Origin of the sequence: Proteus vulgaris, assembly GCF_011045815.1 — a bacterium.
Lineage (GTDB): Bacteria > Pseudomonadota > Gammaproteobacteria > Enterobacterales > Enterobacteriaceae > Proteus > Proteus vulgaris_B.
Genome location: NZ_CP047344.1, coordinates 2,711,209 through 2,734,134 on the forward strand (window position 1 = coordinate 2,711,209; position 22,926 = coordinate 2,734,134).

Consider the following 22,926-nt stretch of genomic DNA (forward strand, 5'->3'; position numbering starts at 1 on the left):
TGAGAAGTGGGAGTTAGCGCGCATTATTTCGATAGAATGTCTGAAACCCAACAATAACGATAGAAAGGGTAAAAAACACAATGGTGGGCAATAAAAAAGGCTGTTGAATTTCAACAGCCTTAAATCTATTTATTTTCAGCGAATTAACGTAATCCTAACTGAAAGATCAGGTTTTCTGCTTCACAAGAAAATGTAAAATCAGCGGTAAGTTGAACACCACCATCAACATCAGCAAATTGTTGATTAATTTTGCAAGGCTCTGAAGCGATAGATTGTGCTTTTGCACTGAGTTGATCCAACATTGCTTGCGCTTCTACTTTATCAGCGAAGACATGCTGATATGACGCAGTGCAATTTTTATTGTCAATAATAGTACCCACATCTACACAACAGCAAGCAGCGGTTTCTTCTGCACTACAGCGATTGATTGCGTCTGCCATTTTAGTCTCCCAACGAAAGAAATGTTAATTATCTATCATAATCGCAAAAAAATAAAATAAACTGCTTTAGCTCAAATTATCTTACAATTTTACAAAAAAAATTGATTATTCTGTTTATTTAACAATCAAAAATATCTTTATTGGGATATTTTGTGAAAATAATGTTAACCAAATCCCAATTATCAAATCAAAATGGCAATATTTGTAAAACATACTTGCAACATTTGGGGTAATCAACTTTATACTTAATCAACTGGTCTGATTTGTCATAACGACAACCGCACCTAAAATCCAGCGCTTCTAATCAGAAGTAACAACTTAAAAAAATTATGAGGGTTTAGGTCATGAACCGTAAAAACCTGTTTACTCGCACAGCACTAGCTGCCTTGGTAGGTGTTATCTCCTCTCAAGCAGGCGCTGCCGGTTTTCAGTTAAATGAATATTCTACTTCAGCACTAGGGCGTGCATTTTCAGGAGAAGGCGTTATTGCCGATGACGCAAGCGTAGGTAGCAGAAACCCTGCTGCTCTCACTATGTTTGATCGCCCTGAATTCTCTGTAGGTGCTATCCATATTAACCCAAGCGTTGATATTAAAGGTAAATCTCCGCTTACAGGTGCTAGCACTAATGCTGGTGATATCGCACCAAGTGCATTAGTCCCGAATATCCACTTTGTTGCCCCTATTAATGATAAATGGGCAATTGGTGCATCAGGCACAACAAACTTTGGCTTAGCGACTGATTTTAAAAAGGATTATGCTGCAGGTATTATCGGCGGCAAAACTGATTTAAAAACCATGAACTTAAACTTAAGTGCGGGTTATCGAGTAAATAACCAATTTAGTGTCGGTTTAGGCTTAAATGCCCTTTATGCCGATGCTGAAATTACCCGTCATGCTGGTGAACTACCTGGAATGCTTGGCCTTCCTGTATCACCTTCAGCAAGGGTTGCTCAATTGAAAGGTGATGCTTGGGGCTTTGGTTGGAACGCGGGTTTATTATATGAATTCGACGAAGGTAACCGAGTTAGTTTCACTTATCGTTCTAAAGTTAAAGTGAAATTTAAAGACGGTGAATACCAAAATGATCTACCACCAATGCCCGCACTTGATGCTATGGGTATTATTGGTACCAACGGCGAAACCATTAAAGGTAAACTTGATCTTAACCTACCTGAAATTTGGGAATTTGCCGCTTATCACCGCGTTGCACCAAAATGGGCCGTTCACTATAACTTTGCTTACACAAGCTGGAGTTCGTTCGAAGAGTTAAAAGCCACTCGTAAAAGTGATGGTCAGCAGCTATTCAGGAAAGAAGAAGGCTTCCGTGATGCATGGCGTGTGGCTTTAGGTACAACCTATTATCATGATGATAACTGGACATTCCGTACAGGTATTGCCTTTGATGATAGCCCAGTCCCTGCTGATAAACGCTCAATCTCTATTCCAGACCAAGATCGCTTCTGGTTAAGTGCGGGTACAACCTATGCATTTAATAAAGATATGTCTGTTGATGTTGGCTTAGCGTATATGCACGGTAAAAAAGTCACGATCAAAGAGAAACTGGCTGAAACACCGATTTCCCCTACCTATGAATTCGAGTCATCAGGTAAAGCATGGTTATACGGTATGAACTTTAACTATCGTTTCTAATTTTTCACTGTGCTTTTTATACAAAAAATGGTCTTTTTCAAGACCATTTTTTATTTATTCATCAAGCTAACCGCAAAATTAATCAATTGAATCCAAATCATCTTCAATTGCTTTCGCGTTAGGGTTCTCTTTTACCGTGCCAGCTTGGAAGTCATTACTCTGGAAGTAAGCTTCACGCATCATTAAGTAAGGATCAGACGAGTTTTGTAAAATAGCATCGGAATCGAGCAATTGTGCACGCGTTTCAATGCCTTCTAATGCCCATTTACCTGCTGACATCCAAAACGTTAAATAGCTCAACATTGGATACGTTAAGTCAGCCCAATCACCACCCTCTTCACGGACAGTAAAGCTACCATAGCCCGGTACAACCACATAAGGGCCATAATCCATACCATAATGACCTAACGTACTACCAAATCGCATTGGAACTTCTTTTTCCATTGTTTCTTTGGACATACCAGCAACATCAATTAAGCCACCCATACCAAAGACTGTATTGATCCAAAAACGACCAAAATGTTTTGCTCCCTTTTCAAAATCGCCACGCAACACACTATTTAACATACTAGCAGGCTCTTCTAAGTTACCGAGAAAATTAGATAAGCCATTTCTTGCTGGTGGCGGTACATAGTCACGCCAAACAACAGCAACGGGACGTAGGATATAAGGGTCTAAAACATAGTAGTTAAAATCAAACATCTGGCGGTTAAACCCTTCCAATGGGTCAGAGCGCCCCTCCCCATTATTAGGGGTACTTGCACATCCTGAAAGTAAGGCGACTGAAAGAGCAACACCGCACAGGCGATACTTCATAATGTTCTCCGCTAATTATATTATGATGAGCAGCATCATAGTTCGCATATTCATAAACTCTATACATAATACTGTCAATGCGTAACAAGTGGTACTTTTATTAGGCGTTGATCTTATAAGATAATTCAATTTTTAGGATTATCCCATTGAGCTAATTTACAATATTAACCCAATATATAAGGCTAATATAATAATACTTGATGCTTATTTACTGATATTCTTTTATCACTAATAGCTCTTTAGCATCAGGGTACGAAAAATGCTCTGTGATAAAATCGAACTCTTCATTTGTTGTTTTAAACGGGTTTTCGTCAGATTGATTACGTAAAGATAATCGTTTTTTGCACTCAGTATTTTCTACTTTCAAAACATGAAATAAATAAGGCATATTCGCATTATCAGCTAATGATTTTAGCCATTGCCTTTGTTTAGGCGTATTAGCAGGAAAATCCATAATAACGGTATTTCCAGCGCTAAGAAGAGCTACAATATGTTTGCTCAATAGCCCCTTTATTAACTCACTTTTTTCAATATAGTCAGTCACTGTTTTTATTTGATTTGGATAAAGTTGTGATAACCATTCATCTTCATTGATTAATACCGTTTTGGGAGATTTAGAAAGAGATTTGGCTAACGTGGATTTACCTGAAGCAATTTTTCCACAGAAAAAATGTAAACGAACATTAGGAGATGGTTTTAATAAATCAGTACCATATGAGTTATCGATAACACAGAGCCATTGATCATTAATAAGTTTAAAAACATAAGTCGCTTCTCTTACTGTATTAAATTTTCCTTCATTTGGCATATTTGCACTTAAAAGTGTTTGCGCTAAAACGAGAGCACAATCTTCACCAAAAATAACTTTTACTTTTCCTTGAGAGACTTGTAATGAGTGATTAAAAAATCCAGCGATCGCCATAAATGCTTTTTTTAGTGAAGGCTTACCAGAAACATGCAAATCATCTTTAACTACCAACGTGCCATTTTCAGTATAAAAATTCATGAGATACTCAAAATTTTCGTCAGTGATAGCTTGGTCTGCATTTGCAATTAGTTGTATTAGTGATTGGGTATGTTGATCAATTTCTTGTGGAGTAAACATTTTTATCCTTATCTTTTCTTTATGCTAGATAAGGAGTCTAAAATAAAAAAACCCGCTTATCTGGCGGGTTCCTAATACAACCAATTCCCACCACTAAAAGATGGTAATAATAATTACTGAAGAGGTTGTAAAATATGACATAAAAATAAACCTTATAAATAGACTAAACAAAATCTAGCAGTAATTTACTTTGTAAACAAGAATATCTTTTAAAATAAAAGCAATAAGTTAGCTAATATTTAATTTCCCTTTGAATATAAAGATATTTTATTTAACTGTTATAGATAGATAATTACTTATTCTCATTTTGGCAGCAATATGATAATTTTTCAGATAATTTCTCCTCTTGAATAGGCAGGCAAGAGACTGTTCTATAAGAATAAAATACACAGCAACCTCCTTCAAGAGATTTTAATAAAGTATGACAATGAGTGCATTTATAAAACCATTGGCAAGCATCTTTTAGCATTGTTTCTATTTTTTCGTATGACAATGCGGGCAAGTAATTTCTGACATCAAGTTAATCTAATTACTTAACATTTTATTTCCACATAAATTTATAAATATCATCTTTGTCATTTAGAATATGCTATTTTTATTTTTCAATAGCGTATAAAACAAAAAAATCATTTGCTTATCTGTCACTTACTAATCGAATACTTGTTGTTTTATTACTGAAATATCCACTTCTTCTAAATATTGAACAATATTAGGGAAAAAAAGCTCGTGATATCCATACTCTTTTTTTCTTAATTCAGTAATTGCTTGCTCTTTTGTCCAATTTTCAAAGATTAACCGATACATTGCTATGACTGTTCCTGTACGATCACTACCATGCCAGCAATGTACTAATACTGGTCCAGACGAACTGTTTATTTTACGCAATACCGCAATAATATCCTCATCAGTTATTCTACCTGCGTTCATTTTTACTTGAAAAGCTTCTAATTGCGTATTCTTTACATCATCACTATCACTATGATATTCACGTAAATTAATAATCGTTTTTATACCTTGAGCTTCCAACCATTTCATTTCGCCCGGCGTTGGTTGTCCTGAACGATAAATTTTTTCTGAAACTTGATAAAAATTTTCAGGCGGTACAGGAATATCAGTTGGCCTTGAATTACATCCTATCAGCAGAAAAAAATAAGCAATAAATAAAAACTTCAAATAGCGAATATCATTAATTGATTTTATTTCCATATAAAAACCTAAAAGGATTATGAATTATTGAACGAGAAGGTGAAATTTTGGTGATAATAGCGCGAATTGATAGACAATGCTCTAGGAATAATTTCTGTATTTACAGACTAGGTAATAGATGGCGTTCCCTACAGGAATCGAACCTGTAACTAGCCCTTAGGAGGGGCTTGTTATATCCATTTAACTAAGGGAACATACGTATGAAAATCAGGTATGACTTATGGACGGGCTATATTTTACCTCCCTCACTCTCTATTAATCAAGTTTTAACGCACTGATATTGGAAGGAATTTTTTTGTTTCTTTTTTGAACAGTGAAATCTACCTTAAAGAAGAGATAATAAATACCATCATCAATGATTATGTTTATTCTTATATATAATTGTTTTACTAAAATTCTTTCAATTGCTTTAAAAACAATTTCGGTGAATATCCCATCTCTTTATTAAACATCGCACTAAAGGCACTCGGATTCTCATACCCTAATTCTAAAGCAATTTCAGTGACTGAATGACCTTTCTTTAACGCCGTTAGTGCATACATTAAACACGCTTTTTGACGCCATTCTCGAAAAGAAAGCCCTGTTTCCTTATGAAATAAACGCGTAAAAGTGCGTAGGCTCTTATTTAACTTCTCAGCCCACATTTCTGGCGTAGTACGAATACTTGGTTGTGACATAAATTTAGTGCATAACGCATCTAATAAAGCATGCCGGGGCAAAGGTGTAAAATAAGGTAATGGTTTAGCCTGAGCTAACTCATGACAAAGTAACGTTAATAAAGCGCTATCTCTCCCACCTAAATCATAAAGCAAAGGAAGTTGATTTGCTGAAAGTAATAGCTGATGAAGCAAAGGAGAAACCTGCAAAACCTCACAATATTCCGAATAACGAGGTACTTTATTCGGCTCAATGTAGAGACTATAAGTGCTACTACCCAACATTAATACTTGATGTATTTTTTCAGCAGGGATCCACACACCACTGTAAGGTAATACAATCCATTGGCCATCTTCTGTTTTGACTTTCATTACACCATTGGGTGCATATAAAAATTGAGCTCGCCGATGATGATGTGCTTCAAGTAATGTGTCATAAGGATAATCAGAGCCTAATGCCAAAATTTCACGAGGAAGATGATCCACACTGTTAATATCGATATTACGCATAATATTAAAATTGTCCTAAATTCATATAAACTTGTCATTATCACGTGGGTAAGCCATCATTTTATTCTATATCGTTAATCTCCTGACTCAACAGGAGATTTAAAATGACACTCTGGCTGATTTCTTTTGGTTTAATTTCAGGTATCACAACATGGCTATTTGGCTTTGGCGGTGGTTTTGTCACAGTTCCCTTACTCTATACACTTATTCTGACACTCTGGGGAATAAACAGCTTACCTGCTGAGCATGCAATGCAAATAGCTGTTGCAACCTCTGCATTAATTATGTTGTTTTCTGCAACAGTAACAACAATTAAACACCATAAAGCAAAAAGGCTTGATTGGCATATCATGTTCATCCTTTTTATTGGGATTGCTTTTGGAGGGATTTTAGGTGCTCTTCTCGCATTAACGGTTGAAGGTACTTGGATCAAATGGATTTTTATTGGTTATCTCTTTATCACTATTTTAGATTGTTATTTTCGCCCTGGTTTTATGGCTCCTACTTACCACACAAAAAAAGTGACTAAAGGAAGAGAAACAATTAATGGTGTAGTCATTGGTATTATTGCCGCTTTTTTAGGGGTTGGCGGAAGTGTAATGACAGTTCCTCTATTGCGTCGTAGAGGTACACCAATGGCACAATCTGCAGCAATGGCAAATGCCTTAACCTTACCTTTAGCACTCACTGCAACATTCACTTATATTGCACTTTCCTTTACATCTCCTTTAAATAGTGAATCTGGTTTTATTGGTTATATTTGGCTAAAGGCAGCCTTTATTCTGATATGTAGCACATGGATAGGTTTAAAGATTTCTGAGCGTTTTTTATCTCGTATTCCCGACAAATGGCATGCTAGAGTTTACCCCCTACTACTGAGCCTTGTCTTAATTGTTATGTTGTTTTAAATCCTTTCTTTTATATAAGAAAGATAGACAGAAAAATAACGTTGACAACATGCTAACAAAGTGGCTTTCAATATTCATGAGCCACTTTGTTTTTAACACTTACTTTAAACCTTTTCCTACGTGAATTTACTTGATATTAATATTATTAATATGCATAAAACAAAAAATAGCTCTTTTTGACAATCAATACACAGCCCGATAACTATTAGCTTTATTAATTAATATTTAAACATAATGAATAATAATTTATAGATTGTCTCATTTTTAGTATCAGTTTGATTACGTTTCAATGAGCATTTTTCGTATAAAATGTCATCTGTTTATTTTTCTCTTTTATTCGTATTTATTATGAAACTAATAAGTTATCTATTTTTTAAAAATTATATTTTAAGAAGAAACTGGATTTAAATAATGCTAAGAAACATTATTTGATTTTATTTTTAAATAACAAATTAATTACAATAGCACCGACATTCGATATATAAATGATTATATATCGAATGCCTTTTTTGTCAATTATTTATTGTAATTAATCATATATTTAAAATACACTTTAATAAAACAAATTAATGGCATAAGTAAGTGAATTTAAAAGAAGTAAGCTTTATTGTTACATCCTCTAAGATCCTCTCTTCCTCCTCAAAACCTTTATAATATAAGTTAATAAAAGAAAATAATTATCATTTGATTTTGTCTATTTTAGTTAATTTATTTTGTGACATTTATTAACGTCTTATTCTCTATTATTTATTATTTACAACTAAGTCATCACTTATAGATTAATAAATTGGAGACGCCTTCAAATATTTATTTAACCGCCTGTATATAATATTTAGCTATAAGAAGAAACTGGAGGTTATATGAGTATTAGTCGTCGTTCTTTCATTAAGGGGATGGGGATAGGATGTGTGGGTTGTACCGTAAGTAGTTTACCACCGGGTGCACTTGCATTTAATCCTGTAGATTCTCTTAAGGGTCAGTCAACATTAACACCTAGTCTATGTGAGATGTGCTCTTATCGTTGTCCTATAGAAGCTCAGGTTGTTAACAATAAAACTGTATTTATCCAAGGAAACAGAAACGCAGAGCATCAAAGTAGCCGAGTTTGTGCCAGAGGTGGAAGTGGCGTTAGCCTCGTTAACGATCCAAATCGTATTGTCAAACCGATGAAACACAAAGGCCCTAGAGGTGCAGGTGAATGGGAAGTCATAAGCTGGGAACAAGCCTATAAAGAAATAGCTGAAAAGATGAATGCCATAAAACAAAGCTATGGCGCAGAGAGTATTTCATTTTCTTCAAAATCAGGCTCACTCTCCTCTCATTTATTCCATCTTGCCGCAGCCTTTGGCTCACCAAATACGTTTACACATGCATCAACCTGCCCAGCAGGTAAAGCCATTGCTGCATCCGTTATGATGGGTGGCGATCTGGCAATGGATTTAGCAAATTCAAAATATATTCTTTCTTTTGGTCATAACCTGTATGAAGGTATTGAAGTTGCTGAAACGCATGAACTGATGACAGCACAAGAACGTGGTGCAAAATTAGTCAGTTTTGATCCTCGTTTATCTGTCGTTTCAAGTAAAGCAGACGAGTGGTTCGCAATCCGCCCTGGCGGTGATTTGCCTGTTCTAATGGCAATGTGTCACATCTTAATTAAAGAAGATCTCTACGATAAAGAATTTGTTGAGAAATTTACGGTAGGTTTCCCACAATTAAAAGAGGTTCTACAAGATACAACTCCTGAATGGGCTCAAGCGCACTCAGATGTTCCCGCTCAAGATATTGCTCGTATCGCCAGAGAAATTGCAGCAAAAGCCCCTCATGCACTGATTATGCCTGGTCACCGCGCAACCTTTAATAAAGAAGAGATCAATATGCGCAGAATGATCTTCACCTTCAATGCCTTATTAGGCAACATTGAACGTGAAGGGGGGATGTATCAGAAAAAAGCAGCAGCAAAATACAATAAATTAGCAGGTATTAATGTTGCTCCTGAATTGGCAAAACCAAGTGTCAAAGGTATGCCTGAAATTACCGCAAAACGCATTGATGCAACAGCACCTCAATTTAAATATATCAATAAAGGTGGCGGTATTGTTCAATCAATTATCGACTCAACATTAGAAGGCGTACCGTATCAAACAAAAGCATGGATTATGTCTCGTCATAACCCATTCCAAACAGTCAGTTGCCGTCCTGAGCTAGAAAAAGCAGCACAGAAGTTGGACTTAATTGTCAGTTGTGATGTGTATTTAAGCGAAAGTGCCGCTTATGCCGATTATTTATTACCTGAATGTACCTACTTGGAACGTGATGAAGAAGTTGCTGATGTATCAGGTTTAAATCCTGCATATGCGTTAAGACAACAAGTGGTTGAACCTATCGGTGATACTAAGCCAAGTTGGTTAATTTGGATGGAATTAGGTAAAAAACTGGGATTAGAAGCCTATTTCCCTTGGGAAAACATGGGAGTAAGACAGCTTTATCAAGTTAATGGTAGCGAAGCACTATACAAAGAGATGCATAAAAAAGGCTATGTATCCTATGGTATTCCACTATTGTTACGCGAACCTTCTTATGTAAAAGCTTTTGTTGAGCAATATCCAGAAGCCATCAAACATGTTGATAGCAATAACACAATGGAAAAAGCGCTATCATTTAAATCACCAAGTGGCTTAATTGAAATCTACTCTGAAGAGTTAGAAAGCCGTTTAGAAAATTACGGTATTCCACGCTTCCACAACTTCCCATTAAAAGAAAAAGACGAGCTTTATTTTATTCAAGGTAAAGTCGCCGTTCATACTAATGGTGCAACACAATATGTGCCGTTATTAGCTGAATTAATGTGGGAAAACCCAGTTTGGCTTCATCCAGAAACAGCAAAAAATCATGGTATTAAACATGGTGATGAAATCATTCTGGAAAACAGTATAGGTAAAGAAAAAGCACACGCTTTAATCACTGAAGGCATTCGCCCTGACACTGTATTTGTTTATATGGGTTCGGGTGCTAAAGCAGGTGCAAAAACAGCAGCGACTACAACAGGTGTTCACTGTGGCAACTTATTACCTCATGAAATTAGTCCTGTATCGGGTACTGATGTGCATACATCAGGTGTCAGAATTAGTCGGGCTTAAGGAAAAAAATAACGATGAACAATAATGATAAACAATTTGTCATGCTACATGATGAAAAACGTTGCATTGGGTGTCAGGCCTGTACTGTTGCGTGTAAAGTCATCAATGACATTCCTGAAGGTTTCAGCCGACTTCAAGTTCAAATTCAAGGCCCACACAATGATGAGGCGGGTGACCCACATTATCAATTTTTTCGTGTGTCATGTCAGCACTGTGAAGATGCACCTTGTGTTTCTGTTTGCCCAACTGGAGCCTCTTTTATTGATGAAAATGGCATCGTACAGGTGAAAAAAGAGTTGTGTATTGGCTGTGATTATTGTGTTGGAGCATGCCCTTACCATGTTCGTTATATCAACCCGATGACACACATCGCAGATAAATGTAATTTCTGCTCTGATACTCGATTAGCTGAGGGTGAATTACCTGCGTGTGTAACAGTATGCCCAACAGATGCACTTGCTTTTGGTCGTATCGACTCACCTGAAATTCAGGCTTGGATCAAACAAAAATCCGTTTATCAATACCAATTAGATAATGTCGGAAAACCAAGTTTATTCCGTCGTAAAGAAATCCATCAGGGGGATAAAGCATGACTAGTATCTGGGGAGCAGAACTCCATTATACGCCAGATTATTGGCCTGTATGGTTAATGGCGGCAGGTTTATTAATCGTTGCCATGATAGCAATTTTGGTTATTCATGGCTTACTACGCTATGCCCTTGCACCAAAACAGTCTGGTCATTACGAAGAAGAACGTGTTTATTTATATTCTAAAGCGATCCGTTTTTGGCACTGGGGTAATGCTTTACTGTTTATCCTATTATTACTAAGTGGCTTTTTAGGGCATTTCTCTATCGGAAATGTCACTTCAATGGTGCTATTACATAAAATCTGTGGTTTCGTACTTATCGCGTTCTGGGTTGGTTTTATTCTTATCAATCTAACAACCAGTAACGGCGTACATTACAAAGTAAGATTTAGTGGATTAATTGGGCGTTGTATCAAACAAGCTCGCTTTTACCTCTATGGCATAATGAAAGGTGAGCCTCATCCTTTTGCTGCAACTGAAACTGATAAGTTTAACCCTCTTCAACAACTGGCTTACTTAGGCGTGATGTTTGGTTTAGTGCCACTGTTACTTGTTACTGGATTATTATGTTTATATCCAGAAGTACTTGGCTATGGCTATTGGATGTTAAAAGCACACTTAGTCTTGGGTATTGTGGCATTAATGTTTATTTGTGCTCACTTCTATTTATGTACATTAGGTGACACTTTTACACAGACATTCCGCAGTATGGTTGATGGTCATCATCGCCACCAAAAACATGATACTCATGGTTCAGTAACTAAAAAAGCAGAGCATTAATCCCCTCTGGTTACGCCTTACAAAAGGATCATTATCTAAAATGCCCGTGTAAACGGGCATTTTTTTGATCTTAATTCAGAAGTAATTTCATAATCTTATTATTAGCAAATATATCATTTTATTTACATGTTATTCGGTGTATAGTCGGCGCCCACTCTCGTTATATAAAAATTTACATAATGAATCGTATTGCATCGCATCTGCGATGAGTATCGCTATATAAATTTTTTAATATCGATGAATTTAAATAATTAAAAAATACATTTTGGGAGTCTATCGTGAGGAAATTTATCATTTCGACAATAGCTTGTGCTATAGCACAAACATTAGCCGTATCAGCAAGCATAGCCACTGACAACGCTGAAAAAATCATCGTTACTGCACAACCAGTGAATAATAGTGAGGCTGGTGCGGGGTTTGTAACTCGTGAAGTTGATATGGGACCCTTAGGTGCAAAAAAATGGTTAGATACACCTTACACAACAAACACCTTAACTCAATCTATGATTGAAAATCAACAAGTTACCAGTGTTGCGGATATCTTAAAATATAATGCCTCCTCCCAAATGCAAGCACGTGGTGGTATGGATGTTGGTCGCCCTCAAAACCGTGGAATGCAGGGCAACGTTGTTGCTAACTCTCATTTAGATGGTGTGAATATTATTTCTACCACCGCCTTTCCTATCGAAATGCTTGAACGTGTAGATATTATAAATGGCCTAACAGGTTCACTCTATGGGCCAGCAAGTCCAAGTGGGCAATTTAATTTCACACAAAAACGTCCAACCTTAAAACGCTTAACTTCACTGAATGCTACTTATGTCAATGATAACCAATTTAAAGGCCATCTTGATTTAGGTGGTTTTATTGATGATAACAACACTTTTGGTTATCGCATTAATTTAATGCATGATGAAGGTAAAGGTTATGTTGCTGGTAGTAAAACACGTCGCCAGCTTATTAGTACTGCTTTTGATTGGAATATCTCTTCTGATACCGTGCTAGAAGTGAATTTTAGTGATTATTGGTTTAAAAAAATGGGTTATCCGGGTGCATTTTCTTATGGTTCAAAAGTCACCATATTACCTGATGCACCAGATCCAACTAAAACAGGCTATGGTCAAGCTTTTGCGGGTGTTGATCTACATACCAGAACAGTAAGTAGCCGACTAAAACATGATTTTAATGAAGATTGGCAAATAAATGCTGCAATCGGCTATCAAACTGCCGATCGCGGATTCCGATCTGTTTCTAACCAGCTAAGTAATGATGGTAAGCACTTTACACCAACCTTATCTGTTCCTTCTACTTATGGTCGTTTTACGGTTTTAAGTCATTCTATCAATGTTAATGGTCATATGATGATAGGCTCACTTTCTCATGATTTAGTCCTCGCTACTAGTGGTTATCGTTGGGATATTTACGGAGCAAATGGTAACGATCTGAAATTTACATTGCCAACACAAGATATTAATAATCCACATCGTTATGATGATCCTTCTAATGAAGGCTTCTATACTGGTAGCGCTCGCACTAAAAATAGTCGCTCACAAGTTCAATCCATTACTTTAGGCGATACCGTTACCTTTAATCCTCAATGGTCAGTGATGGGATCGCTAAGCCAAAACTGGATCAAAGAAACTTCCTATCGCGCAGGTGGTGAAAATCATACTGAAAATGGTTTAAGTCCTGCCGTCGCATTAATGTTTAAACCGATCCCTGAAGTGATGACTTATGTTTCTTATGCAGACTCATTAGAAGAAGGTGATTCAGCGCCCGATACTGCAGATAACAAAGGTGAAGTATTAAAACCTTACCGCAGTGAACAATGGGAAATGGGTGTTAAATCACAAATTGGTGATCTCAATTTAAATGCAGCTATTTTCCAATTAGAACGTCCTTTTGCTTATGTAGGAAATGACAATATATTTAAAGAGCAAGGCAAACAACGTAACCGGGGATTGGAACTGATTGCTAATGGACAAGTGACGGATGAATTTTTCGTATTCAGTAGCATGACATGGTTAGATCCAACATTAACGAATACAGGTAATGCGAAAACCCAAAATAAAGATGTTGTGGGTGTACCAAAATACCAAGCAAATTTATTAGCTGAATACCATTACCCTACCGCACCAAATGTTATCTACAGTGCTAATATTCACTACACCGGAAAACGTGCAGCAAATACCACAAATACAATGTGGGCAAAAGCCTATACCACTCTCGATTTAGGTGCTCGTTATCAAACACAGTATTGGAATAAAAAAACAACTTTCCGTGTGAATTTGGATAACGTTACCAATGAACAATATTGGGCGTCTATCTTCTCTGGTAACCAAAATGGTGCAATTGGTGGTGCTAATGCTTTCTTAGGTACACCTCGCCAAATTTCCGCATCTATCAGTATTGAACTCTAAGAGGATAGTTAAATGTATAAAGGTTTTTTTAAAACCCTGTGCATTGTATTACTGGGAGGTTCGGCCCTCAGTACCTCTTCCAATGTACAGGCTCAAAGAAGTGTTCAATATTATCAAGACCAATCGATTACTGTTCCAGATTCACCAGAACGAGTCGCCACTAGTTGGAATGCACAAAATGCAATCCTTGCGATGCTTGGTGCTGGAGATAAAATTGTTTCTACAACCGATTTAGTCAAAACCATTCCTTTTTTTACCGAGATTGTTCCAGCTATAAAAATGGCTTCAATTTCCAGTAAAGGTAATAATGACACACTGAATATCGAAACATTAATTATGAGTCAGCCTCAAATCTTTTTTGCAACAGGAAAGCTATCTGATGCACAAATGACAACGCTAGAAAATGCAGGGATCAGTGTTGCATTGTTAAAGTCAGGCTCAATGGATGCCTTGTTAGAAAGAACCCTGATTACGGGGGAAATTTTAGGCTCAAGTAGCCACCAATTAGCAAAAGATTATTTAGCTTACTTTCAGCGTAATATAGCGCTTGTAAAGAGTGTAATAAGCGAGATAAGCATCAAGGAGCCAATAAAGGTTTATCATGCTTTTGGGTCGCCCTTAAGAACATCAGGCGCACCTTCGCTAAATCATGATTGGATAACACTTGCTGGGGGAGTCAATATTGCAGAGCATTGGTTTGACAATGTACCTAGTCGGGCAGGTGAAGTTTCTTTAGAACAAGTCATTCATGCCAACCCTGATGTTATTGTTACTATGTATGCAAGAGATACGGAAATCATCAAGAATTCACCTGAATGGCAATCAATTACTGCAGTACGTGAAGGCCGTGTCTACACAAATCCCAAAGGTCTATTTTGGTGGTGTAGAGAAACGACTGAAGAAGCTTTACAATTTTTATGGCTTGCAACGATTTTATACCCAGAGCAAACACAGCACATTGATATCATCAAAGAGACAAAACAGTTTTACCAAACATTTTTTAATATCTCCCTAAGTGATCAACAGCTCGAATATATTTTGACGCCGCCACTCAAAGACTAAACTGACAGCCTTTTCATCATGAAGGTGAAGAGGCTCTAGGCTCTCTCTTGTAGGAAGATTATCTGTTACCATTCCTACATTGCCATTAAATGCTTAAATTTAAAAAATTGATCTATTCCCAATTTCTAACTCGGCTCTCTTTTTCAATTTTTATCGTATTAATGTTTATTCTTTTTAAATTCCTTGATATAAAACACATAAGTTATACGTTAATAGCTTTGAAAATGTTATCAAAGAGTAAAATAATAGTAGGTAATATAAAAGCTGATTAGCAAGAGATTTATATTTATAGGTATTTCCCCCCTGTTAATTTACACATAACAATAGGTATTTGAGTATATTTCTACAGATATGTAAGTCTCAGGTATTCTGCAATAACATTTTTCTTTTTCTTGAAGAGAATTAAAACTTTTCATTCCCCTAAAAACGTAAAATGCCCTAACAAGGGCATTGATATTATATAGAGGCTTTATTTCCCTAACTAAGAAAATTCTTATTATTTACTAATCTTAAAGATATACAGATATAAGAATTATCCTACTAAATTTAGTTATTCTAAAATGAGTTATCTTCTAATTTAAAGATATTTTTAGAAAATAGAAAGAGCCTTACTATCGAAATGAGCTGGAATATGTTGTTCATTATGCTCAATTTCTTGAGTCATTCCACCTGTTACTTCTTCAAAGAAGCTACCAATATTAACACCTAGTACTTCAAGTACTCTAACTAAGCAATCAATATCAATACGGTTTACACCACGCTCATAACGAAATAACTGTTGTTCGCTAATATCAATCTCTTTTGCTAACTGAAATACAGTATAACCCTGAGATTTTCTTAATGACTTAATTTTTTGTCCAACTGCATAAGCGACTGGATACTTGCTACTCATAATATGTTCTCGCTTTTCACTTTGATTGATATCTAATTTATAATGGTGTGTTATCACGCAATAATATATAAATTTATATATTATCGAGGACACCTTTTTGTTTTAATAAAATATTATTTTTTAGTAGATAAGAAATATTACAATTCATAACATGACTTATCATATGTAAATAATATACTACGCATTTAAACACTTTCAACCAGTCGAAAAAAGACAATGAAGACTTGGCACTTTACTCATACTAGTAAACAATACCTAGGATAGCGATATATATTCTTTACTTTCATATAGTTAAAATATTTTATTTATAAAATAGCGCTTTTTTTTTCTTAAACTTTACTCATTAATTAGAACAATAACCTACAAACACATTAATTTAAAGTGTGATACCCTTAATTGTGCAAAAATAAGTCAAGTTATATTAGTCTAATTTATTTAAAATAATAAATTAACCTCATAAAGAAGGTAATTTTCTTATTTTTCTGAAAGAGCTTAAGTAATGTCAATGAAATCTGATGGATTTACAGCGTAACAAAAATTATCACTTTAAATCAATTGGTTACACTAATTACATTCACATTAAGATATAGATCACCTTTTAAACATTTGTTAATTAATATATATAAGCATAAACCCTTAGCGTTTCAGCTAAATATATTTAAGATGTAATAAATCTTTATTACACTCGAATAAATAGGCAATACATTTAATTAATCATTTTTTTTGAATTTCTATTAATGAATAACTAATTTTTATTATTAATAAAATTAAAAATCTCATTTATACAATAAAAAATGTAATCATTTATATAAATATTTTTTGCTTTATCAGTAAGTTATTCTACATCTAAGTTCACCATAGCAAAAGTTGAACACTTTATCGCCATCTTATTCTATTCTTTCTTTTTCACTCAAATACGCGCATTTTGATAGCGTAAAAATAGAGTTTTTATTGCAACTTAAATTAAATTTAAAAATGAATGATCTGTTAAATATCCATTTTAGTATGATCTAATTTTGTTAAAAATCACAAGAAATATTCTTTTTACGTCCTAAGTATTAATACTCATTCTATATAAGAGTTATTCTTAGGCCGAAATAAACATTAATATTTTTATATAATTTATATTCCTGTCAAATGCACAATTTTCTCCATTTTAAGTAAAAAATGAAATTAACCACTTAAGGACAAATCAATTAATGATGAAATAAGTTCTTTTTGCTTTATATCATTTGTTGCGCAGTTCATTATTGTGGATAACTTGATAAATATCAATTTTTTACAATAACAACATAAAAATCAATTGGTTAAAATTAGATTTTTAACTTAATAATTATTTGAAAGAAGAATAAAAAAATTTAAATATTATTATATTTAATCATTTAATTTCATCATGTTAGTAATAAATGGATGATGATAAGAAAGATTAACTATAAAATTGTATTTTTTATCTTTATTCCTTCAATTTCCTTATTAAAAATAAAAAAATATACTTTTTTTATAGCCATAAAAAATGTTTTAACCTACTAATTTTATAGAGGTTTTGGCGTATTAAGCACACTAAAGTCACTCAATATACTGTTTTTAAAGTTATTTAATTTTATAAATAAACCGAAAAAGCCTATAGATCATCAAAAAAAGAGTAGATCTTTCTTTCGAACCGCTCTCGTTTTTTGAATATTTCGAGCTAATCATGGAAAGTATTCAAAAATTGCTCATCTTTATTTTAAATATAGTGTACCAATTAAGGCATGAAAGCCCTTATTTCCGCTTTGAGAACACCTCTATTTTCCGGATAAAATATAACAGAATGTAAAAAAGCGTAATGAAAAACCGTCTGTTAACTTTTTGCATCATATAGAAGACTTAATGTCTGAATAGACTAAAAACAACCTTATAGAAACAGAGTGCATAAGAGGAAAGAAGCAAAGAAAACGAGATGTACCGTAGGACATGAAAATAAATGAAACCATTAGGATGACTTAGAAAGCACACACACTTAAAGTAAGTGTAATAGGAAAAACGATGCAATAACTCATAAAAAGCTAATTTAAAAAATCAATCGGTGAAGTTGTAGAGCAATACATAAATAAAACGTTAGCTCACTGAGCTGTAATTATGATTATTTAAAGAAAATATAGGAAGTAATGAGATAGGATAAAAGAAGTGGTGGGCGGTATTGGGCTCGAACCAACGACCTCCTCCTTGTAAGGGAGATGCTCTACCAACTGAGCTAACCGCCCGCTTGATTATTAAATGGTGGGTCGTGGGCGATTCGAACGCCCGACCAATTGATTAAAAGTCAACTGCTCTACCGACTGAGCTAACGACCCATTTAATAATGTTGCGTAAATCTGTAAGTAGTTTTGTGAATGGTGGGTCGTGGGCGATTCGAACGCCCGACCAATTGATTAAAAGTCAACTGCTCTACCGACTGAGCTAACGACCCGTCACAATGTTCACTACTTTATGTTGTATTATTAGGAATGGTGGGTCGTGGGCGATTCGAACGCCCGACCAATTGATTAAAAGTCAACTGCTCTACCGACTGAGCTAACGACCCATACCTAATTATGTGATATTGCGCGAAATAACCGGATGAAGTGGTGGGCGGTATTGGGCTCGAACCAACGACCTCCTCCTTGTAAGGGAGATGCTCTACCAACTGAGCTAACCGCCCACTTCATGATGACTAAATTCTCACTACCACGCTTTAACGTAATTGGTGGGCGGTATTGGGCTCGAACCAACGACCTCCTCCTTGTAAGGGAGATGCTCTACCAACTGAGCTAACCGCCCAATTACATTAAATCATACAACGTATCACAACGATAATAATGGTGGGCGGTATTGGGCTCGAACCAACGACCTCCTCCTTGTAAGGGAGATGCTCTACCAACTGAGCTAACCGCCCGTCGTGATGGGGTGCATTATAGGGATACTGCGCTATGAGTCAACGATTTTTATCAGATTTTTATCGTGAAAATGACTGTTCGTTTTATTTTTAGTCAAGATGCTTTTTTTAGCACCATAAGTGACACAGCAATTAACCAAAATAATCTTATGTGTAGCCGTCGTCAAACAAAAAGTCATCAATTTGAAATTTTTATCTCTGTTAAAAGCTTAATGCCATTGAGGAATTAGCATCCAGTGATAAAATAAGGCAACCATTTCGTTTTTTTGATAATCACGATTACTTATCTATATATAAGTAAGACGTACTAAGGCAATCTCAATGAGTAAAATAAAAACCCGTTTTGCACCAAGTCCTACTGGCTATCTACATGTTGGTGGTGCGCGTACCGCACTTTATTCCTGGTTATATAGCCGTCACAATAAGGGCGAATTTGTACTGCGTATTGAAGACACCGACTTAGAACGTTCTACTCAGCCAGCTATCGATGCAATCATGGACGGTATGAATTGGTTAAATCTGAATTGGGATGAGGGTCCTTATTATCAGACTAAACGCTTCGATCGCTATAACCAAGTTATCGATCAGATGTTATCTGCTGGCACCGCGTACCGTTGCTACTGCTCTAAAGAACGTTTAGAACAATTACGCGAAGATCAAATGGCTAAAGGCGAAAAACCTCGTTACGACGGTTGTTGCCGTGGTGGTAATCATAATCACAGTGCTGATGAACCTCATGTTGTGCGTTTTTTAAACCCACAAGAAGGCTCTGTCGTTTTTGATGATAAAATCCGTGGCCCGATTGAATTTAGCAACCAAGAATTGGATGATCTCATTATTCGTCGTACTGATGGTTCTCCAACTTATAACTTCTGCGTTGTTATTGATGACTGGGATATGGAGATTACTCACGTTATTCGTGGTGAAGATCATATCAATAACACACCTCGCCAAATCAATATTCTCAAAGCATTGGGTGCTCCTGTGCCTGAATATGCTCACGTATCAATGATCCTAGGTGATGACGGCAAGAAACTGTCTAAGCGTTATAATGCTGTAAGTGTGATGCAATACCGCGATGACGGCTATTTACCAGAAGCACTATTAAACTACTTAGTGCGTTTAGGCTGGTCTCATGGTGACCAAGAGATCTTTACTATTGATGAAATGATCGAGCACTTCACTTTAGAAGCTATCAGCAAATCAGCCAGTGCATTTAACACTGATAAATTACTTTGGTTAAATCATCATTACATCAATACATTGCCAGCAGAAAAAGTCGCTGTTCATTTAGATTGGCATATCAAACAACAAAATATTGATACCAGCAATGGCCCATCATTAGTCGAACTGATCAAATTATTAGGCGAACGCTGTAAAACATTAAAAGAGATGGCTGAAAGTTGCCATTACTTCTATGTTGATTTCGAAACCTTTGAAGAAACAGCAGCAAAAAAACATTTACGCCCAGTCGCTCGCCAGCCATTAGAAGTGGTTCGTGATAAATTATCTGCTATTGCTGATTGGACTGCTGAAAATGTTCACCAAGCTATTCAAGATACCGCTGATGAATTAGAAATTGGTATGGGTAAAGTCGGTATGCCATTACGCGTTGCTGTAACGGGTGCAGGCCAATCTCCTAGCTTAGATGTTACTGTTCATGCTATTGGTAAAACACGTAGTATTGCGCGTATTAATAAAGCATTAGACTTTATTACAGAAAGAGAAAATCAAGCTTAATTTACACATTAAACTTGCTGACCAAGAGAGATACATTCCTAAATTAGGGAATGTATCTTTTTTTTGTATTCTTTTTCAGCAATCAACAAATAATGTGAGATTAACTGATTGACAGTATTGTGCTTGTTGCCTATTATCAAGCCCGTTCCAGTATGTTGGGGCTATAGCTCAGTTGGGAGAGCGCTTGCATGGCATGCAAGAGGTCAGCGGTTCGATCCCGCTTAGCTCCACCAATATACTTATCGAACAATCTACGTTGTGGGGTTATAGCTCAGTTGGGAGAGCGCTTGCATGGCATGCAAGAGGTCAACGGTTCGATCCCGTTTAGCTCCACCAGAATTTCAAGATCCTGAAGAGAAATCTTCGGGATTTTTTGTTTTCTACTCCTTCTTATTTATTTCTATTGTGCAGTGTAACCACCATCAACGGCATAAAATGCCCCTGTTGTGAAACTACTCTCATCTGAAAGTAAAAAAGCAACGGTTTTAGCGACTTCTTCTCTAGTTGCCATACGTTTCATTGGGTGTGTATCTGCCATCCATTCACGTACTTCGTTAGGTAGTATTTGCATTCTTGGTGTATCGACATAACCAGGACCTATTGCATTGATCCTTATTCCTTTATCTGCAAATTCAAGGGCAGCTGAACGAGTGATCCCTAATACGGCATGTTTAGCTGCCGTATATGCTGAAATACCCGCAATACCGACAATACCATTTGATGAAGAAAGATTAACAATACTCCCTCCCCCACTTTTTAATATTGCGGGTATACCATATTTCAAGCCATAAAATACGCCATTAATATCGGTATCTATTACTGCTTTCCAATCTTCAATATCATAGTCCACAATTGATGTATTATGAGGCCCCGTGAGTCCTGCATTATTAACCAAGCCATGTAATGCTCCAGCTTGCGACATAACAGCCTCAATCATTTTTTCGACTTGAGAAGGTGAGGTCATATCAGCCTGCAAAGCAATGATTTTTTTACCCGTTGTATCAATAGAATATGCTGCTTTTATTACTTGATCTAAATGCCTACCTGTAATAAAAACCGTCGCACCACGTTGAAATAGCAATTGTGCAATGCCTTCGCCTACACCTGTACTTGCACCAGTGACTAAAATCACCTTATCTTTAAAATAATCTTTCATATCTATTTCACCTATTATCAATAGCACCTTGTTTTATCGTGCAATCAAAAAGTAGTTAACTAAAGTTAATTATATATTATAGTATTTAATTAACTTTAGTTAATATTATTCATGAGATGACGCATTTATGGAAAAGTGTGAATTAGAAAATGCATTGTCATTATTACAATGCACATTAGTCGCGCAACGAACTCGCTATACCCCTGAACAAGTCACTTGGGGTCAATATGATATTTTAGAATTATTGCGCTTACGAGGTGATTTAACCCCATCCCAATTAAGTCATTCATTAGCGATTTCAAGACAAAATTTATCGAAGCTTATGAGGGGATTAAAAGCCTTAGGATTTATTGCACAATATCGTTCAGAAAAAGATAAACGTGAGTTCATTACCCATTTAACTGATAATGGCCACGCTTTTTTAACAAGAGCTGCATTAGGTCGAAAACAAAATGCTGAAAAAATAAGTGAATGTTTGACATTGGGAGAACAAACATTATTTATTGAATTAAGTCAGAAAATTATTAATGCACTAGCATCTGAAAAATCAGAACTAGATAATAATTAATATCACCGCTTTAAGGGCTTTAATAGTCCTTCTAAGCCTTCGATTTTAATTGCAAGGGTCATCTCCATGAGTTGCCCTAGTTTTCCTTCTGGGAACTCTCCTTTTTTAGCAAACCATAATAGATACTCTTCAGGTAAATCAACCAACATTCGCCCTTTGTACTTACCAAATGGCATTTGTGTGTTTGCTATATCAATAAGATGCTGTTTCTCTAGCATGGTTTCTGTCGCTTTATCATCGAAAGGGGTAACGCGATTATAGGGTAATTTAAAGATAAAAAAAGCAGTACCCGAAGTACTGCTTGATTTTTTATTACCTGATGAACAAGTAATATGGTTTACATTGTTATTTTATTCACATGCTATCTGTTTT

General features: G+C 35.8%; 18 protein-coding genes and 10 tRNA genes. 11 read left to right on the top strand and 17 right to left on the bottom strand.

Features of this window, described 5'->3' with window-relative positions:
* Positions 1-143: 143 nt before the first annotated feature.
* On the bottom strand, positions 144-440 hold the full coding sequence (locus tag GTH24_RS12880; RefSeq protein WP_082151772.1) for a YfcZ/YiiS family protein: 297 nt from the start codon (positions 438-440) through the stop codon (positions 144-146).
* Positions 441-784: 344 nt separating this feature from the next.
* On the opposite strand from GTH24_RS12880, the gene fadL reads away from it, so the two are divergent.
* Positions 785-2,092 (top strand): long-chain fatty acid transporter FadL, encoded by a 1,308-nt coding sequence (fadL, locus tag GTH24_RS12885; RefSeq protein WP_115350046.1) that lies wholly within the window; start codon positions 785-787, stop codon positions 2,090-2,092.
* Between the two features lie 78 nt (positions 2,093-2,170).
* Here fadL and mlaA read toward each other — a convergent pair whose 3' ends face one another.
* The 6 genes from mlaA to GTH24_RS12910 form a co-directional block, all read right to left on the bottom strand.
* Entirely contained in the window at positions 2,171-2,908 is a 738-nt protein-coding gene (mlaA, locus tag GTH24_RS12890; protein ID WP_072068652.1) for a phospholipid-binding lipoprotein MlaA, read from the bottom strand.
* A gap of 208 nt (positions 2,909-3,116) precedes the next feature.
* On the bottom strand, positions 3,117-4,013 hold the full coding sequence (locus tag GTH24_RS12895) for an AAA family ATPase (protein ID WP_241253956.1): 897 nt from the start codon (positions 4,011-4,013) through the stop codon (positions 3,117-3,119).
* Between the two features lie 292 nt (positions 4,014-4,305).
* Complete coding sequence (locus tag GTH24_RS22315; RefSeq protein WP_277606426.1) at positions 4,306-4,482, bottom strand: GDCCVxC domain-containing (seleno)protein; 177 nt, start codon at positions 4,480-4,482, stop codon at positions 4,306-4,308.
* A 179-nt stretch (positions 4,483-4,661) separates the two neighbouring features.
* On the bottom strand, positions 4,662-5,219 hold the full coding sequence (locus GTH24_RS12900) for a fused DSP-PTPase phosphatase/NAD kinase-like protein (protein ID WP_072068653.1): 558 nt from the start codon (positions 5,217-5,219) through the stop codon (positions 4,662-4,664).
* 119 nt (positions 5,220-5,338) lie between these two features.
* A tRNA-Arg gene (locus GTH24_RS12905) sits at positions 5,339-5,413 on the bottom strand.
* A gap of 195 nt (positions 5,414-5,608) precedes the next feature.
* Positions 5,609-6,385 carry an AraC family transcriptional regulator gene (locus GTH24_RS12910; RefSeq protein ID WP_072068663.1) on the bottom strand — a complete coding sequence of 259 codons (777 nt, stop codon included), beginning with the start codon at positions 6,383-6,385 and terminating at the stop codon, positions 5,609-5,611.
* Positions 6,386-6,489: 104 nt separating this feature from the next.
* On the opposite strand from GTH24_RS12910, the gene GTH24_RS12915 reads away from it, so the two are divergent.
* From GTH24_RS12915 to GTH24_RS12940, 6 genes are all read left to right on the top strand, one after another.
* On the top strand, positions 6,490-7,293 hold the full coding sequence (locus GTH24_RS12915) for a sulfite exporter TauE/SafE family protein (protein WP_115350047.1): 804 nt from the start codon (positions 6,490-6,492) through the stop codon (positions 7,291-7,293).
* An 860-nt stretch (positions 7,294-8,153) separates the two neighbouring features.
* Positions 8,154-10,433 (top strand): thiosulfate reductase PhsA, encoded by a 2,280-nt coding sequence (phsA, locus tag GTH24_RS12920; RefSeq protein ID WP_164526485.1) that lies wholly within the window; start codon positions 8,154-8,156, stop codon positions 10,431-10,433.
* A gap of 14 nt (positions 10,434-10,447) precedes the next feature.
* A complete protein-coding gene (locus tag GTH24_RS12925) occupies positions 10,448-11,026 on the top strand; it encodes a 4Fe-4S dicluster domain-containing protein (RefSeq protein ID WP_072068666.1) in 579 nt (192 codons plus the stop codon).
* Complete coding sequence (phsC, locus tag GTH24_RS12930) at positions 11,023-11,802, top strand: thiosulfate reductase cytochrome B subunit (protein ID WP_072068667.1); 780 nt, start codon at positions 11,023-11,025, stop codon at positions 11,800-11,802. The genes GTH24_RS12925 and phsC overlap by 4 nt, the downstream gene beginning before the upstream one ends.
* Positions 11,803-12,080: 278 nt before the next feature.
* Positions 12,081-14,222, top strand: coding sequence for a TonB-dependent receptor (locus tag GTH24_RS12935; RefSeq protein ID WP_241253957.1), 2,142 nt, complete (start codon positions 12,081-12,083; stop codon positions 14,220-14,222).
* Positions 14,223-14,234: 12 nt separating this feature from the next.
* The gene (locus GTH24_RS12940) at positions 14,235-15,284 is read left to right on the top strand and encodes an ABC transporter substrate-binding protein (RefSeq protein ID WP_164526486.1); all 1,050 of its coding nucleotides are present in this window, start codon (positions 14,235-14,237) and stop codon (positions 15,282-15,284) included.
* Positions 15,285-15,873: 589 nt separating this feature from the next.
* Here the strand turns inward: GTH24_RS12940 and GTH24_RS12945 are convergent.
* The 8 genes from GTH24_RS12945 to GTH24_RS12980 form a co-directional block, all read right to left on the bottom strand.
* Positions 15,874-16,176: a helix-turn-helix domain-containing protein gene (locus GTH24_RS12945; RefSeq protein WP_072068753.1), complete on the bottom strand. Its 303-nt coding sequence runs from the start codon at positions 16,174-16,176 to the stop codon at positions 15,874-15,876.
* 2,167 nt (positions 16,177-18,343) lie between these two features.
* Positions 18,344-18,419 (bottom strand) — tRNA-Val (locus tag GTH24_RS12950).
* A gap of 14 nt (positions 18,420-18,433) precedes the next feature.
* A tRNA-Lys gene (locus tag GTH24_RS12955) sits at positions 18,434-18,509 on the bottom strand.
* 40 nt (positions 18,510-18,549) lie between these two features.
* A tRNA-Lys gene (locus GTH24_RS12960) sits at positions 18,550-18,625 on the bottom strand.
* A 38-nt stretch (positions 18,626-18,663) separates the two neighbouring features.
* Positions 18,664-18,739, bottom strand: a tRNA-Lys gene (locus GTH24_RS12965).
* A gap of 41 nt (positions 18,740-18,780) precedes the next feature.
* A tRNA-Val gene (locus GTH24_RS12970) sits at positions 18,781-18,856 on the bottom strand.
* 43 nt (positions 18,857-18,899) lie between these two features.
* Positions 18,900-18,975: transfer RNA gene (locus GTH24_RS12975), tRNA-Val, on the bottom strand.
* Positions 18,976-19,014: 39 nt separating this feature from the next.
* Positions 19,015-19,090, bottom strand: a tRNA-Val gene (locus GTH24_RS12980).
* 321 nt (positions 19,091-19,411) lie between these two features.
* Between GTH24_RS12980 and gltX the strand changes: the two genes are divergently transcribed.
* The 3 genes from gltX (at position 19,412) to GTH24_RS12995 (ending at position 21,166) form a co-directional block, all read left to right on the top strand.
* Positions 19,412-20,830 carry a glutamate--tRNA ligase gene (gene gltX / locus GTH24_RS12985; RefSeq protein ID WP_164526487.1) on the top strand — a complete coding sequence of 473 codons (1,419 nt, stop codon included), beginning with the start codon at positions 19,412-19,414 and terminating at the stop codon, positions 20,828-20,830.
* A gap of 157 nt (positions 20,831-20,987) precedes the next feature.
* Positions 20,988-21,063: transfer RNA gene (locus GTH24_RS12990), tRNA-Ala, on the top strand.
* A 27-nt stretch (positions 21,064-21,090) separates the two neighbouring features.
* Positions 21,091-21,166 (top strand) — tRNA-Ala (locus GTH24_RS12995).
* Between the two features lie 64 nt (positions 21,167-21,230).
* Here the strand turns inward: GTH24_RS12995 and GTH24_RS13000 are convergent.
* Positions 21,231-21,986: an SDR family NAD(P)-dependent oxidoreductase gene (locus GTH24_RS13000; protein WP_164526488.1), complete on the bottom strand. Its 756-nt coding sequence runs from the start codon at positions 21,984-21,986 to the stop codon at positions 21,231-21,233.
* Between the two features lie 127 nt (positions 21,987-22,113).
* Here GTH24_RS13000 and GTH24_RS13005 point away from each other — a divergent pair, with 127 nt between their 5' ends.
* Positions 22,114-22,554, top strand: coding sequence for a MarR family winged helix-turn-helix transcriptional regulator (locus GTH24_RS13005; protein WP_164526489.1), 441 nt, complete (start codon positions 22,114-22,116; stop codon positions 22,552-22,554).
* Between the two features lie 2 nt (positions 22,555-22,556).
* On the opposite strand, the gene GTH24_RS13010 is transcribed toward GTH24_RS13005, so the two are convergent.
* A complete protein-coding gene (locus GTH24_RS13010; protein WP_023581656.1) occupies positions 22,557-22,772 on the bottom strand; it encodes a DUF3820 family protein in 216 nt (71 codons plus the stop codon).
* Between the last annotated feature and the right edge of the window lie 154 nt (positions 22,773-22,926).